This window comes from Streptomyces sp. NPDC091292 (genome assembly GCF_044757265.1).
Classification (GTDB): Bacteria; Actinomycetota; Actinomycetes; order Streptomycetales; family Streptomycetaceae; genus Streptomyces.
Map to the genome: position 1 here is coordinate 322,213 of NZ_JBIVUQ010000001.1, position 13,209 is coordinate 335,421.

The 13,209-nt window shown below is 71.1% G+C and carries 11 protein-coding genes; 5 read left to right on the plus strand and 6 right to left on the minus strand.

Annotated elements, in window-relative coordinates; all coding sequences use genetic code 11:
* Nucleotides 1-15 precede the first annotated feature (15 nt).
* Nucleotides 16-552 (minus strand): hypothetical protein, encoded by a 537-nt coding sequence (locus tag ACIQNU_RS01400; protein ID WP_401359547.1) that lies wholly within the window; start codon nucleotides 550-552, stop codon nucleotides 16-18.
* A gap of 417 nt (nucleotides 553-969) precedes the next feature.
* On the opposite strand from ACIQNU_RS01400, the gene ACIQNU_RS01405 reads away from it, so the two are divergent.
* Complete coding sequence (locus ACIQNU_RS01405; protein WP_401362351.1) at nucleotides 970-1,341, plus strand: hypothetical protein; 372 nt, start codon at nucleotides 970-972, stop codon at nucleotides 1,339-1,341.
* Nucleotides 1,342-1,433: 92 nt separating this feature from the next.
* Entirely contained in the window at nucleotides 1,434-2,849 is a 1,416-nt protein-coding gene (locus tag ACIQNU_RS01410) for a S28 family serine protease (RefSeq protein ID WP_401359549.1), read from the plus strand.
* A gap of 101 nt (nucleotides 2,850-2,950) precedes the next feature.
* Here ACIQNU_RS01410 and ACIQNU_RS01415 read toward each other — a convergent pair whose 3' ends face one another.
* Nucleotides 2,951-4,837 (minus strand): glycoside hydrolase family 3 protein, encoded by a 1,887-nt coding sequence (locus ACIQNU_RS01415; RefSeq protein WP_401362354.1) that lies wholly within the window; start codon nucleotides 4,835-4,837, stop codon nucleotides 2,951-2,953.
* A 208-nt stretch (nucleotides 4,838-5,045) separates the two neighbouring features.
* Nucleotides 5,046-5,954: a LysR family transcriptional regulator gene (locus ACIQNU_RS01420; RefSeq protein WP_401359552.1), complete on the minus strand. Its 909-nt coding sequence runs from the start codon at nucleotides 5,952-5,954 to the stop codon at nucleotides 5,046-5,048.
* 121 nt (nucleotides 5,955-6,075) lie between these two features.
* On the opposite strand from ACIQNU_RS01420, the gene ACIQNU_RS01425 reads away from it, so the two are divergent.
* Entirely contained in the window at nucleotides 6,076-7,020 is a 945-nt protein-coding gene (locus tag ACIQNU_RS01425; protein WP_401359554.1) for an EamA family transporter, read from the plus strand.
* 222 nt (nucleotides 7,021-7,242) lie between these two features.
* On the opposite strand, the gene ACIQNU_RS01430 is transcribed toward ACIQNU_RS01425, so the two are convergent.
* From ACIQNU_RS01430 to ACIQNU_RS01440, 3 genes are all read right to left on the minus strand, one after another.
* On the minus strand, nucleotides 7,243-8,043 hold the full coding sequence (locus ACIQNU_RS01430) for a sugar phosphate isomerase/epimerase family protein (protein ID WP_401359557.1): 801 nt from the start codon (nucleotides 8,041-8,043) through the stop codon (nucleotides 7,243-7,245).
* Between the two features lie 191 nt (nucleotides 8,044-8,234).
* On the minus strand, nucleotides 8,235-9,197 hold the full coding sequence (locus tag ACIQNU_RS01435; RefSeq protein ID WP_401359559.1) for a GNAT family N-acetyltransferase: 963 nt from the start codon (nucleotides 9,195-9,197) through the stop codon (nucleotides 8,235-8,237).
* A 136-nt stretch (nucleotides 9,198-9,333) separates the two neighbouring features.
* A complete protein-coding gene (locus tag ACIQNU_RS01440; RefSeq protein WP_401359561.1) occupies nucleotides 9,334-10,446 on the minus strand; it encodes a LacI family DNA-binding transcriptional regulator in 1,113 nt (370 codons plus the stop codon).
* A 384-nt stretch (nucleotides 10,447-10,830) separates the two neighbouring features.
* Between ACIQNU_RS01440 and ACIQNU_RS01445 the strand changes: the two genes are divergently transcribed.
* Nucleotides 10,831-11,997, plus strand: a complete 1,167-nt coding sequence (locus tag ACIQNU_RS01445; RefSeq protein WP_401359563.1) for a Gfo/Idh/MocA family protein — start codon at nucleotides 10,831-10,833, stop codon at nucleotides 11,995-11,997.
* On the plus strand, nucleotides 11,994-13,178 hold the full coding sequence (locus tag ACIQNU_RS01450) for a dihydrodipicolinate synthase family protein (RefSeq protein WP_401359565.1): 1,185 nt from the start codon (nucleotides 11,994-11,996) through the stop codon (nucleotides 13,176-13,178). Before ACIQNU_RS01445 ends, ACIQNU_RS01450 begins: the two co-directional genes overlap by 4 nt.
* Nucleotides 13,179-13,209: the final 31 nt, after the last annotated feature.

A 13,209-nucleotide genomic window follows, 5' to 3' on the forward strand; every position in this document is an offset into this window, starting at 1 on the left:
AGGCGGGGGAGGCGGTCACCTCTCCTTGATGTCGGAGATCTTCTTCGTCGCGAGGTCGGACTGCACGGTCAGATAGGTGTACGTCGGGTGCTTCGCGCTGCCCCAGGTCAGCCGGACCGTGGACCAGGTGTGCCCCGCGCCGCTGTCGCCCGGGGTCACCCGCCAGGCGCTCGGCACGTCCTGCGCGCGCAGCACCCCGTCGGCGTGGTTGCGGTTCTCCCAGGTGGCCAGGCGTGCGCGCAGCGGCGAGGTGAGGTAGAAGGTCCGCAGGTCGGACGCGGTACGGCTGCGGCCCGAGTCCGCGACGACGTCGATGTAGGCGCCGTAGAAGTCGGCGACGCGGTCCGCCGCGGAGGCGGGGGTGCCGGTGTGGGCGGCCCGGGTCGAGGCCGGGGCGGCGGCGGCCGTCGCGGCCGTCGGCTCGGTGGAGGTCGGGGCGGCCGTCACAGCCGCCGAAGGGACGGCCGCGACGGCCGTGAGCAGGGCCGCCGTCAGGAGGACCCGGCCGGTGAGAGGGTGCGACAGGTGCCGCCTGAAGGTGTTCTGAGTCATCGTCGACCCGCCTTTCGCTTTCTGTCGTGAGGGACGACGGGTGCCCCTCAAGAGTTCGCCCCGATCCGGCAAAGACCCGGGCAAACCACACGGTAAGGGCATGAGGTGGCCGTGGCGGGATGTCGCCGCCCCGGGGGCGCGCGCCGCCCGCCGTGCAACCTTCCGGCACCCGTACGGCGTCCGTACATCAGTACGCTGACGGAGCCGATGGGGCGACCGGGGCACCTGGGGCTACCGGGATACCTGGGACGATCGGGGCGACTGAGGCACCTGTGACCGGAGGGGACGGCTGTGGGCGAGGACGTAGGGGAGAGCGCGGGCGCGATACGCCGGCTCGGCGGACGGCGCGGGACACAGTCCAGTCGTCAACGGCTCCGCGTCTCCTGGACGTCGGCCGTCGCCGCGGCCCTCGCGTCCGTGGTGCTCTCCCTCGCGGGACCCGGCGTCGCCTCTGCCGCCTCCACTGACGCCGCCTCCACCGACGCCGCCTCCTCCGGCACCGCCGCGCTCTGCGCCGGCCGCAAGGTCCGCACCCTGCCCTTCTCCACCGGCGAGGTCCAGGTCTTCAAGAAGTCCGGTTACGTGTGCGCCGTGACCGTCGCAGCCAAGGTCGGAAACCGTCGCACCATGTCCGTCAGCGTGCAGGCGCGCGGCAGCCGGCCGGCCCGCGACAAGGGCCAGTACACGCAGCACGCGGGCCCGGTGAAGGTGCACGCGGGCAGCCGCTGCGTCTGGGTCAGGGGCGCCATCGCGTCGAAATCCGTCAGCTCCGGATGGATCCTCTGCTGAGAAGAGCGGCGTCCGGTACCCAAGGGGCACTAGTGAACGGCGAGTTGCTCCAGTAGGTTCGCGCAGGCATCAGCGAACCCAGGGGAGGGTGCATGCGCAAGGCGCTCAGATGGCTGCTCTCGCTCGTAGTGCTCATAGGCACCGTGAGTGCGGCAGGCGCGGCCACCGCCGCGGCCGGGCCGGAGGCAGCCGCAACCGACATCAAGGACCGGTTGCTGTCCGTACCGGGCATGAGCCTCATCGAGGAGAAGCCCTACAGCGGATACCGCTACTTCGTCCTCGACTACGTCCAGCCGGTCGATCACCGGCACCCGTCCAAGGGCACCTTCAAGCAGCGCCTCACCGTGCTGCACAAGGACACCAACCGGCCCACCGTCTTCTACACCAGCGGCTACAACGTCTCCACGAACCCCGGCCGCAGCGAGCCGACCCGCATCGTGGACGGCAACCAGGTCTCCCTGGAGTACCGCTACTTCACGCCGTCGCGGCCCGCGCCCGCCGACTGGTCCAAGCTGGACATCTGGCAGGCCGCCAGCGACCAGCACCGCATCTTCCAGGCGCTCAAGCCGGTCTACGACAAGAACTGGCTGGCCACCGGCGGCTCGAAGGGCGGCATGACCGCCACGTACTACGAGCGTTTCTACCCGCGTGACATGGACGGCATCGTCGCGTACGTCGCGCCCAACGACGTCGTGAACAACGAGGACTCGGCCTACGACCGGTTCTTCGAGACGGTCGGTACCAAGGAGTGCCGCGACCGGCTCAACGCCGTCCAGCGCGAAGCGCTCGTCCGCCGCGCGCCGCTGCAGAAGATGTACGCCGCCGACTCCGAGGCGAGCGGCGCCACCTTCACCACCGTCGGCAGCCTCGACAAGGCGTACGAGGCCGTCGTGCTCGACCTGGTGTGGGGCTTCTGGCAGTACCACCTCGAAGCCGACTGCGCGGACGTCCCGGACGCGAAGACGGTGTCCGACGCGGACCTGTACGCCTACGTGGACGCCATCTCCGGCTGGTCCTTCTACACCGACCAGGGCCTCGACCCGTACACGCCGTACTACTACCAGGCCGGCACCCAGATGGGCGCCCCCAGCATCAAGCTCCCGCACCTCAAGGGCCTGACCAAGTACGGCTACCAGCCGCCGCGGAACTTCGTGCCCCGCTCCATCCCGATGAAGTTCCAGCCGTTCGCCATGCGCGACGTCGACACCTGGGTGAAGCACAACGCCACCCGGATGCTGTACGTCTACGGCCAGAACGACCCGTGGGGCGCCGAACGCTTCCGCCTCGGCAAGGGCGCCAAGGACTCCTACGTCTTCACCGCACCCGGCGCCAACCACGGTGCGAACGTCGCCGGTCTCGTCGCCGACGAGAAGGCCAAGGCGACCGAGCGGATCCTCGCGTGGGCGGGCGTCGCCCCGGCGGCGGTCTCCGAGGCGAAGCCGCTCGCGTCCTACGACGCGAAGCTGGACCGCGCCAACACGAAGCACGATCGGACGCTGCGCCCGTAGCCGGCGGTTCGTACAGATACAGATAGGGGCGGGGCCCCGGTCGCAGGCGCGTGACGCGTCCGACCGGGGCCCCGCTCCGTACGTGGGTACGTGAATACGTCTCAGTACGAGAGCCCGTACCCGACCGGATACAGCTCCTTGGTCGGGTCGGCCGCCGTCGGGACCGGTACCGGGAGTTTGCCGCGCGGCCGGGCGCGGCCCGCGATCACGCGTACGGCGGCCCGCAGTTCGACATCCGTCCACGAGTACGCGGCGAGCACCGCCCCGACCCCCGGCAGCCGCGCCGCGTCGTACGGATTGCGGATCGCCACCGCCACCACGGGCACGCCGGTCGCCATGAGCGCGTCCACGAGCGTCCGCTGACTGTTCGTCGCCGTCATGTTGTACGTGCCCACGACCACGGCGTCCTTGCCCTGCGCCGCCGCCACCGCCGCGTCGATCAGCGCCCGCGAAGGGGCGGTCCCCGTGGACAGGGCCGTGGCCGCGAAACCCAGCTCTGTCAGGGCCTTGGCCAGGACGGTCGTCGGCGGACCTGTCGTACCGGAAGGGGACGCCGGGTCGGCGCCCACCACCAGGACGTTCTTGTGGGTGCGCCGGGACAGCGGAAGCAGCCGCCGCTCGTTGACGAGCAGGGTCGTGGTGGCCTCGGCGATACGGTCGGCCTCCGCGAGATGCGCGCGGGTTCCGACGGTGCGGTCGACGCCCCGGTCGGTGACGTACGGGTCACTGAACAGCCCGCGTCGCTCCTTCAGCGCCAGAATCCGCAGAATGGATTCGTCGAGTCTCTGTTCGGTGATCTCGCCGCTCTGTACGGCCGCCTGCACGCCCTTCCACGCGACCTCCAGGCTCGGCGGGTTCAGGAGCTGGTCGACGCCCGCCTTCAGCGCGAGCACGGGCACCCGGTCGTCGCCGTACTTGTCACGCACGCCCTGCATACCGAGCGAGTCCGTGACGATGACGCCCCGGAAGCCGAGCTGTTCGCGCAGGATGCCGGTGAGGATCGGATGGGAGAGGGTCGCGGGGTCGTTCGTCGGGTCGAGCGCGGGGAACTGGATGTGCGCGGTCATGATCGAGTCGATGCCCGCCGCGATGGCCGCCTTGAACGGCGGCGCGTCCAGCCGCTCCCACTCGTCGCGCGTGTGCGTGATCACCGGGATGCCGGTGTGGCTGTCGACGCTCGTGTCCCCGTGCCCCGGGAAGTGCTTGGCGGTCGCGGCGACTCCGGCGCTCTGATAGCCCTTGACCTCGGCGGCCACCATACGGGCCACGGCGGCCGGGTCCGAGCCGAAGGAACGGACACCGATGACAGGGTTGGCCGGGTTGACGTTGACGTCGGCGTCCGGCGAGTAGTTCTGCCGGATGCCGAGGGCGCCCAGCTCGGCGCCGGCGATCCGGCCCAGCGACCGGGCGTCCCGCGTGGAACCGCCCGCTCCGATCGCCATCGCGCCCGGGAAGAGCGTCGCCGGATAGCCGACGCGGCAGACGATGCCGTGCTCCTGGTCGGTGGAGATCAGCAACGGGACCGGCGTCCGCTGGGCGAGCCCGGCGCGCTGGATGCCGTTGGACAGGGCGGCGATCTGATGCGGGTCGCGGGTGTTGTGCGCCCAGGCGAAGTAGATGATGCCGCCGACGTGGTACGTGGAGATCAGCTCGGCGGCCGTGCGCACCCCGATCTCTTTGAGGTTGGCGTCGATGTCGGCCTGGTCGGGGTCGGTCGCCGAGTGCCCGTACACCCGCATCACGAAGAGCTGGCCGATCTTCTCCTCGATGCTCATACGGGAGATGAGCTTGCGGAGGCGGGAGGTGGAGGAGTGGTCGGGGGCGGCGGGGGCGCCGGGGGCTGCGTGGGCGGTGCCGCCTGTGGTGGCTGTGACGGCTGCGGCTGCGGCTGCGGCTGCCGCTGCGGTGGCGGCGAGGAGGGTGCGTCTGGAGGTGCCGGTGCGGAGGTCGGTGCGGGGGTCGGTCTCGGTGCCGGTGCCGGTGCCGATCTGGGGTTCGTGCACTTGCGCTCCTTTGGAAGAGGTACCGAAGGGGTCCCGAGGGGAGTGACAAGCGCCGGGGCTGACCGGTGGGGCCGGACAACACCCGTGCTTCCTCTGCGCATTGAAGGAAACTTCCGAGCCTCACGGATATCCGGAAAATAACTGCCAGTCAAGTACTGGCGAGGGCATGGGGGCTGTCAGATCTCCGTGATCGTCAGATGTCGGCGACCCCGGGCCAGTGGGCCTGGAGGGTGCGGACCGTCTCGGCGATGGCGGGGCGCCGCGACGCCCCCGTACGCCACAGCGCGTACAGCCTCCGTACCGGCAACGGGTCGAGGCGCACCGCCACCACCCCCTCCGGCAACGGGCCCCGCCCGAGCCGCGGGATCAGCGCGACGCCGAGCCCCGCCGCGACCAGCGCCACCAGCGTCGGGTTCTCCTCCGCGTGATGCGCGATGTCCGGCTCGCACCCCGCCGCCCGCAACGTCCGTACCAGCCAGTCGTGGCACACCCGCCCCGGCGGCTGGCAGATCCACCGCTCCTCCTTCAGCTCCGCCCGCCGTACCGACGTACGCCCCGCCAGCGGATGCCCCTCCGGCACCAGCAGATCGCACAGGTCGTCACCGATCACGGCCTGCTCGACACCCGGCGGCGCGGGCAGCGGCGCGATGTCCCAGTCGTGCGCCACCGCCAGATCCACGGCCCCCTTCTCGACCAGCCCGATCGAACGGTGCGGATCCACCTCCGACAGCCGCGCGTCCAGCGTCGGATGGCGCGCGGCCAGATCGGCGAGCACCCCCGGCAGCAGCCCGCGCGCCGCCGACGCGAACGCCGCGACCGTCAGCCGCCCCGTCGGCCGCCCCCGCCGCTCCTCCAACTCGGTCTCCGCGCGCTCCACGATCGACAGCAGCTCCTGAGCCGTCGCCGAGAGCCGCCGCGCCTCATCGGTGAGCCGCACGCCGCGCCCGTGCCGTTCGAGCAGGACCGTCCTGGTCTCCCGCTCCAGCTTGGCGATCTGCTGGGAGACGGCGGAGGGGGTGTACCCGAGCGCGAGCGCGGCGGCACCGACGGTGCCGTGCACGGAGACGGCATGGAGAGCACGGAGCCGTTGCAGGTCGAGCACGGGGGCTCCTTCGGTGGCGGGTCGGTGACCTCGCCGGATGGTGAGTGATTAGCGATGCTTCATCCAATCATGCAGTAAACATCGCTGGTGCTACATGGTCAGGGGAGGCGATGCTCGGTCCATGCGCCCCCTGCACCTCTGCCTCGCCGTACTCGTCGCCGCCATCTGGGGCGTCAACTTCGTCGTCATCGACATCGGCCTCGCCCACTTCCCGCCGCTCCTCTTCTCGGCCCTGCGGTTCCTCGTGGCCGCGCTGCCGGCCGTCTTCTTCGTCGGGCGGCCCAAGGTCGCGTGGAAGTGGATCGTCGGCGTCGGACTCGTGCTGGGCGTCGCCAAGTTCGGCCTGCTGTTCATCGGCATGGACCACGGCATGCCCGCGGGGCTCTCCTCCCTGGTCCTCCAGGTGCAGGCGGTCTTCACGGCCCTGTTCGCCGCCTTCGCCCTCCGGGAACGCCCCGGCCCCGTCCGGATCGCCGGGATGACCGTCGCCCTCGCGGGCATCGCCGTGGCCGCCGTCGACGAGGGCACCTCGGGTCCACTGCTCGCCTTCGGCCTGGTCATCGCCGCCGCCGCGTGCTGGGGAGTCTCCAACGTCCTCACCCGCAAGGCCGCCCCGCCCGACTCCCTCAACTTCATGGTCTGGGTCAGCACCGTCCCCGTACTCCCCCTGCTCCTCCTCTCCCTCCTCTTCGAAGGCCCGTCGAAGGACCTCGCGGCACTGCGCGGCCTCGACTGGGCAGGCATAGGCACCGTCGTCTACGTCGCCTGGATCACCACAGTCATCGGCTTCGGCATCTGGGGCTGGCTCCTGCGCACCCACCCCGCCTCCACCGTCGCCCCCTTCTCCCTCCTGGTCCCCGTCTTCGGCATGTCGTCCGCAGCCCTGTTCCTGAACGAATCAGTGAGCCCCCTGAGATGGTGCGCCGCCGCACTGCTGGTGGCAGGCGTAGCGCTCACTTCTTTGGCCCCGGGGGGCGGGAAGGTTGGTGGCGGTGGCGGGGCTGGTGACGCGGTCGGCCACACCGACCCGCTCGCGACGACCCCTACGGTGACGACATGGAGGTGAGCCCGATTCCGCGACCGGTAACCAACGGTGACGCCTCCTCCGAGCACCTGAGACTCATCCGCCGCTGGCTGGACGGCGAAGTGGTCAACAACACCGTCGGTATCAAGCTGGCCGGAGGCCCCTTCAGTACCCGGACCAAAATCGTCCAGCTTGTTCAAGCCGGGCTTCCACCCGCACGCCTCCGTGCTCGCGGCGGCCCGGGACAAGGCACTCGTCCGGCCCCTACGCCGCGTCGTTCAGCAGTCGTGCCAGGTGGTCGCGGCCCGCGGCCAGTAGCTCCGGGAGCGGTGCCGCGTCGGGGTACCAGCGCTTCTCGTACTCCCAGCACAGCCAGCCGTCCCAGCCATTCCGGCTGAGCACGTCCACGCACTCCGTGAGCGGCAGCACCCCCGCGCCCAGCGCCAACGGCGTCGTGTCCTCGGCCGACGCGATGTCTTTCACCTGGACATACCCGAGGAACGGGGCCAGCGCCGCATACGTCTGCGCGGGCTGCTCACCGCCGAGCCACGTGTGCATCACGTCCCACAGGGCGCCGGCCTGATGGTGCCCCACCGTGCCCAGTACCCGACCGGCGTCGGCGCCCGTGCGGTGCGAGTCGTGGGTCTCCAGCAGGATCCGTACGCCGAGGTCCGCCGCGTACTCGGCGGCCGTGCCCAGGCGCCGGGCCGCCGTCGCGTCGGCCTCTTCGGCGCTCTGCTCGGTCCCGCCGCCCGGGAAGACCCGCACGAAACGGGTGCCCAGGTCGCGCGCCAGCTCCAGAAGGCTCCGCAGCTCGTGCAGCACCGGCCCGTCCTCCCCGGGCGCCGCCACCTTCACATACCCGGCGATGCCGAGGATCTCGATGCCGTCCGTCTTGAACGCGGCGGCGACATCGGCCCGTTCACCCAGGGGCAGCCCCAGGTGTACGGGTTCCTCCGGGTGGGCGCGCAGTTCGACACCGTGGTATCCGTACCTGGTCGCGAGTGCCACAACCTCCGGGACCGGAAGTCCGGGCACCCCGAGTGTGGAGAAGGCCAACTTCATGAGCCGGACCCTATCCACCCTCCGACGCCGGTCAACCACCCGTCGCCGCGGGCCCTCGTGTCCAAGGTGAAGCTTTGGCGTTCAGTCCACTGCGACCTCCTGTGCGTGCCGGTGAGGGGAGTGCGCATACGGCGGTCGTGGGTGACGACGACCGCGCCCGCACCTCACCCCGGCCGCACCCCACGCCCGCCTTATCGCGGTCCGCCCTGGAGCGGCAGCCGCCAGTCCTGGCCTATGAGGTCCGCGCCGAAGGATCGATGAGGTTTCTCGGAGACCAGGACGAAGCCGTGCCGCTGGTAGATCGAACGCGCCGACTTCAGCACGTCGTTCGTCCACAGGACCATCTCCCGGTACCCCACCCCCCGCGCGAAGTCGATGCACGCCCCGACCAGCCGGTCCCCTATGCCCAGGCCCCGCGCGTCCGGTTCGACGAGAAGCAGCCGCAGCCTCGCGGTGCCGGGCGCCTCGTCCCGCACACACATCACGCAGCCCACCGGGCGGCCGTCCAGCTCGGCTATCCACACCCGCTCCAGATGCGGGTCGTGATCCTCGGCGAAGTCCGCGACGATACGGGCGACCAGCCCCTCGTAGTCCGTGTTCCAGCCGTACTCCGCGGTGTACAGCGCGGCGTTCCGCTGGACGATCCAGCCCAGGTCTCCCGGGCCCGGCTCGCGCAGCAGGACGTCCTCGCCGCGAGGGGGCCGGCCCGCCGACAGGACCTCCTGGACGGTGCGCATCGCCTCGGCGAGCCGGGGCCGGTCGGCGGCCGGGATGGTCGAGAGGAGCGAGCCCACGGACTCCCGCGTCCGCTCGTCGAGCAGATCCGCCGTCTCCCGGCCATGTGCGGTCAGCGTGATGTGCTGGCGGCGCGCGTCCTGCTGGGAGGGGGCGCGCGACACCAGCCCGTCCTTCTCGAACTTCCCCAGCATCCGGCTCAGATACCCCGCGTCCAGGGACAGCTCGGACCGCAGGTCGGCGGCGTCCGTCCGCGGCGAATGCGCCAGCTCGTACAGCACCCGCGACTCGGTGAGTGTGTACGGGGTGTGCAGGTGGCGGCCGTAGTCCAAGGCACCCACGAGATTGGTGTAGAAGCGGTTGAATGCCCGCATTTCATGCACGGGCTGGTCAGGTCGTGCGGTCTGGTGATTCGGCATGGTCGGCTCCGGCGGCTCCGCTGGTTTTCTTTGACTGAGTCAAAGGTACGCCGGGCGTCGCCGCCGGGAAAGCCCTGTGGATAACTTCCTCCGGAGCCCGGCGCCGACCGCCTCGGGGGAGGGGAGTCGGCCAGGGCTAATTCCGCGGCCGGCCCGTCGACCCCCGCACCATCAACTCCCCCCGCACCGTGGCGATCCCGCCCGGCGGAGGGTTCTCGCGGGACATCGCGATCCGGCCCGCTCGGGCTCCGGCATCGAACAGCGGCAGCCGCACCGTCGTGAGCGCCGGCATCGCGTCCACGCTGAACGGCAGATCGTCGAAGCCCGCCACCGACACGTCCTCCGGAATACGCAGCCCCCGATCCCGCAGCGCCGCGCAGGCGCCCAGCGCCACCGTGTCGTTCGCGGCGACCACGGCCGTCACCCCGGGCTCCCGCCGCAGCAGTTCGAGTGTCGCGTCGAACCCGGACTGCCGGTCGTAGGGCCCGTGCACGACCAGGGACTCCGCGGCACGCGCGATCTCGGCCCCGGCCGAACCGACCGCCCCGGCCGAACCGACCGAACCCGCCGAACCGGTCACCTCGGCCGCCGCAGCCATCGCCGCCCGATGCCCCTCCAGCCGGTCCCGCGTCGTCGTCCGCTCCTCCGGACCCGCGATGTACCCGATCCTGCGGTGCCCGAGCGACAACAGATGCTCCGTGAGGCGCTGGCCGCCCCCGCGGTTGTCGAAGGCGAGCGCCACCGCGTCGGTACCGGGCACCGGCGGACGCCCGCACAGAACCACCCGCGTGCCCGCGTCGCCGAGCCGCCGCAGCTTCGCCGTCATCGCCGCCACGTGGACCGGGTCCTCCACCGCACCGCCGGTCAGCACCACGGCGGCGGCACGCTGGCGTTGCAGCAGCGTCAGATAGGTCAGTTCGCGCTCGGGGGATCCGCCGGTGTTGCACACGACGGCGAGCCGTTCACCGCCCGCGCGCCCACCGGGCCCGACGATCTCGGACTGCACGGCGCCGGCCATGATCCCGAAGAAGGGGTCGGCTATGTCGTTGACGAGGATGCCGACGAGATCCGACGTGGCGGCGGCCAGCGCGCTGGCGGGTCCGTTCAGGACGTAGTCCAGCTCGTCGACGGCCCGCAGTACGCGCTCGCGCGTGGCGGCGGCAACCGGGTAGTTGCCGTTCAGCACGCGGGAGACGGTCGCGGGGGAGACCCGCGCCCGAGCCGCCACGTCCGCCAGTGTCACGGTCATCTCGTCGTCCTCCGGTCCTGTCCGATCTTGTGGGCGTGGTGCTCCGATCCTCTTGGAGCACCATCAACCTCCCACCCCGGCTTCACCGGAGTGTCACCAGGGTCAGGCGGAGTGTCACCCGCGCCGGACCGATCCCGCAGCCGAATGCTCGTACAGCGCACCCCGCACGCGGCCCGAGCGCACCCCACTCACAGCCCGAGCGCACTCCACCCAGGGCCTGAACGCACTCCACCCACGGCCCGAGCGCACCCCGCCCACCACCCGCCAAAGTGCGCCATTCCTTGTCCCGAGCGTCCGCGCCCTTGTCCGGTCGTCCTTTCGCAGGCTAGCGTTCAGGCGATAGAAAGCGCTTGCTACGGAGTCTCGGGGTACGGAGGAAGAGTCGTGACACGCAAGACAGTGCGTATCGCCATGAACGGTGTGACCGGTCGGATGGGGCATCGGCAGCACCTGGTCCGCTCGCTCCTCGCGATCCGCGAGCAGGGCGGCCTCGACCTGGGCGACGGCACCATCCTGTGGCCCGAACCGGTGCTGGTCGGCCGCCGCGCGTACGCCCTGGAGGCGATGGCACGGGAGCACGGACTGGACCCGGAGAACATCTCCACCGACCTGGACGCCGTTCTCGCGGACCGATCCGAGAAGGCCGTCGACATCTACTTCGACGCGCAGGTCACCTCCGCGCGCGTGGAGGCGCTCAAGAAGGCCATCGCGGCCGGCAAGCACATCTACACGGAGAAGCCGACGGCGACCGACCTCGCGGGAGCCCTGGAGCTTGCCCGGCTCGCGCGGGCCGCCGGCATCAGGCACGGCGTCGTCCAGGACAAGCTGTTCCTGCCGGGCCTGCTGAAACTGAAGCGGCTGGTGGACGGCGGCTTCTTCGGGCGGATCCTGTCCGTGCGCGGCGAGTTCGGCTACTGGGTCTTCGAGGGCGACTGGCAGGAGGCCCAGCGCCCCTCCTGGAACTACCGCTCGCAGGACGGTGGCGGCATCGTCGTCGACATGTTCCCGCACTGGGAGTACGTCATGCACGAACTGTTCGGCCGCGTCCGGTCCGTACAGGCGCTGGCCGCGACGCACATCCCGGAGCGCTGGGACGAGCGGGGCAAGCCCTACCAGGCCACCGCGGACGACGCCGCGTACGGCATCTTCGAGCTGGAAGGCGGTGCCATCGCCCAGATCAACTCCTCCTGGGCGGTACGGGTCCACCGCGACGAGCTGGTCGAGTTCCAGGTCGACGGCACCGAGGGCTCCGCCGTTGCGGGTCTGCGCACCTGCCGCGTCCAGCACCGGGGCGTCACTCCGAAGCCCGTATGGAATCCGGACCTGCCCGCCACGCACGCGTTCCGCGACCAGTGGCAGGAGGTCCCCGACAACGAGACCTTCGACAACGGCTTCAAGGCCCAGTGGGAGCTGTTCCTCAGGCACGTCTACGCGGACGCCCCGTACCACTGGGACCTCGCCGCCGGCGCGCGCGGTGTGCAACTCGCCGAACTCGGCCTGAAGTCCGCCGCGCAGGGCCGCCGTATCGAGGTGCCGGAGATCGCGCTGTGACCCTCCGACTCCCTGACGCCAACGGCGCGCTGCGTACGTACACCCCGCGCGTGGACCACCTCCCCGCGCGCGGGACAGCCGTCACCCCCGCGCGCGGGACACTTGCCGCACCCCTCGTCTCCCGTACGGTCTTCTCCGCCGCCCATGTCGTCGCCGACCCGTACGCCGACGTGCCGCCCGAGGGGCCCGCCGCCGTCGACTGGGACGCGACCCTCGCCTTCCGGCGCCATCTGTGGGCGCACGGTCTGGGGGTCGCGGAGGCCATGGACACCGCCCAGCGCGGGATGGGCCTCGACTGGGCGGGCGCGGCCGAGCTGATCCGCCGCTCGGCCGCCGAGGCCAGGTCCGTGGGCGGCCGGATCGCCTGCGGTGTCGGCACCGACCAGCTGACCGGGCCCGCGACGCTCGCGGACGTCAGGGCCGCCTACGAGGCCCAGCTCGCCGTCGTCGAGGAGTCGGGCGCGCAGACCATCCTGATGGCCTCCCGCGCGCTCACGGCGGCGGCCAGGGGCCCCGAGGACTATCTCGCGGTCTACGGCCATCTCCTGCGCCAGGCGGCCGAACCGGTGATCCTGCACTGGCTCGGCCCGATGTTCGACCCGGCGCTGGAGGGCTACTGGGGCTCCCGGGACCTGGACGCCGCCACGGAGACCTTCCTCGACGTCATCGCGGCCCACCCCGACAAGGTCGACGGCATCAAGGTGTCGCTGCTCGACGCGGGCCGCGAGATCACGCTGCGCCGCCGGCTGCCCGACGGAGTGCGCTGCTACACCGGCGACGACTTCCACTACCCGGAGCTGATCGCGGGCGACGACCACGGCTTCAGCCACGCTTTGCTCGGCATCTTCGACCCGCTGGGACCGCTCGCCGCCGACGCCGTACGGGTCCTCGACACCGGCGACACGAAGGGCTTCCGGGAACTCCTCGACCCGACTGTGGAGCTGTCCCGGCACCTTTTCCGGGCGCCCACGCGTTACTACAAGACCGGCGTGGTGTTCCTGGCGTGGCTCGCGGGCCATCAGAGCCACTTCACGATGGTCGGCGGCCTCCAGTCCGCCCGCTCCCTCCCGCACCTCGCCCGTGCCTATGAACTCGCCGACGGGCTCGGCCTGTTCCCCGACCCGGCGCTCGCCGAGGCCCGGATGTCATCCCTGCTGACCGTGTACGGAGTCGCCCAGTGACCGATCACCCCCAGGCCCTGTCGCGTTTCAG

Bases quoted from the DNA above. Each gene is read 5' to 3' on its own strand.
- ACIQNU_RS01400 (WP_401359547.1), bottom strand. From the start codon at position 552: ATGACTCAGAACACCTTCAGGCGGCACCTGTCGCACCCTCTCACCGGC.
- ACIQNU_RS01410 (WP_401359549.1), top strand. From the start codon at position 1,434: ATGCGCAAGGCGCTCAGATGGCTGCTCTCGCTCGTAGTGCTCATAGGC.
- ACIQNU_RS01425 (WP_401359554.1), top strand. From the start codon at position 6,076: ATGCGCCCCCTGCACCTCTGCCTCGCCGTACTCGTCGCCGCCATCTGG.
- ACIQNU_RS01430 (WP_401359557.1), bottom strand. From the start codon at position 8,043: ATGAAGTTGGCCTTCTCCACACTCGGGGTGCCCGGACTTCCGGTCCCG.
- ACIQNU_RS01435 (WP_401359559.1), bottom strand. From the start codon at position 9,197: ATGCCGAATCACCAGACCGCACGACCTGACCAGCCCGTGCATGAAATG.
- ACIQNU_RS01440 (WP_401359561.1), bottom strand. From the start codon at position 10,446: ATGACCGTGACACTGGCGGACGTGGCGGCTCGGGCGCGGGTCTCCCCC.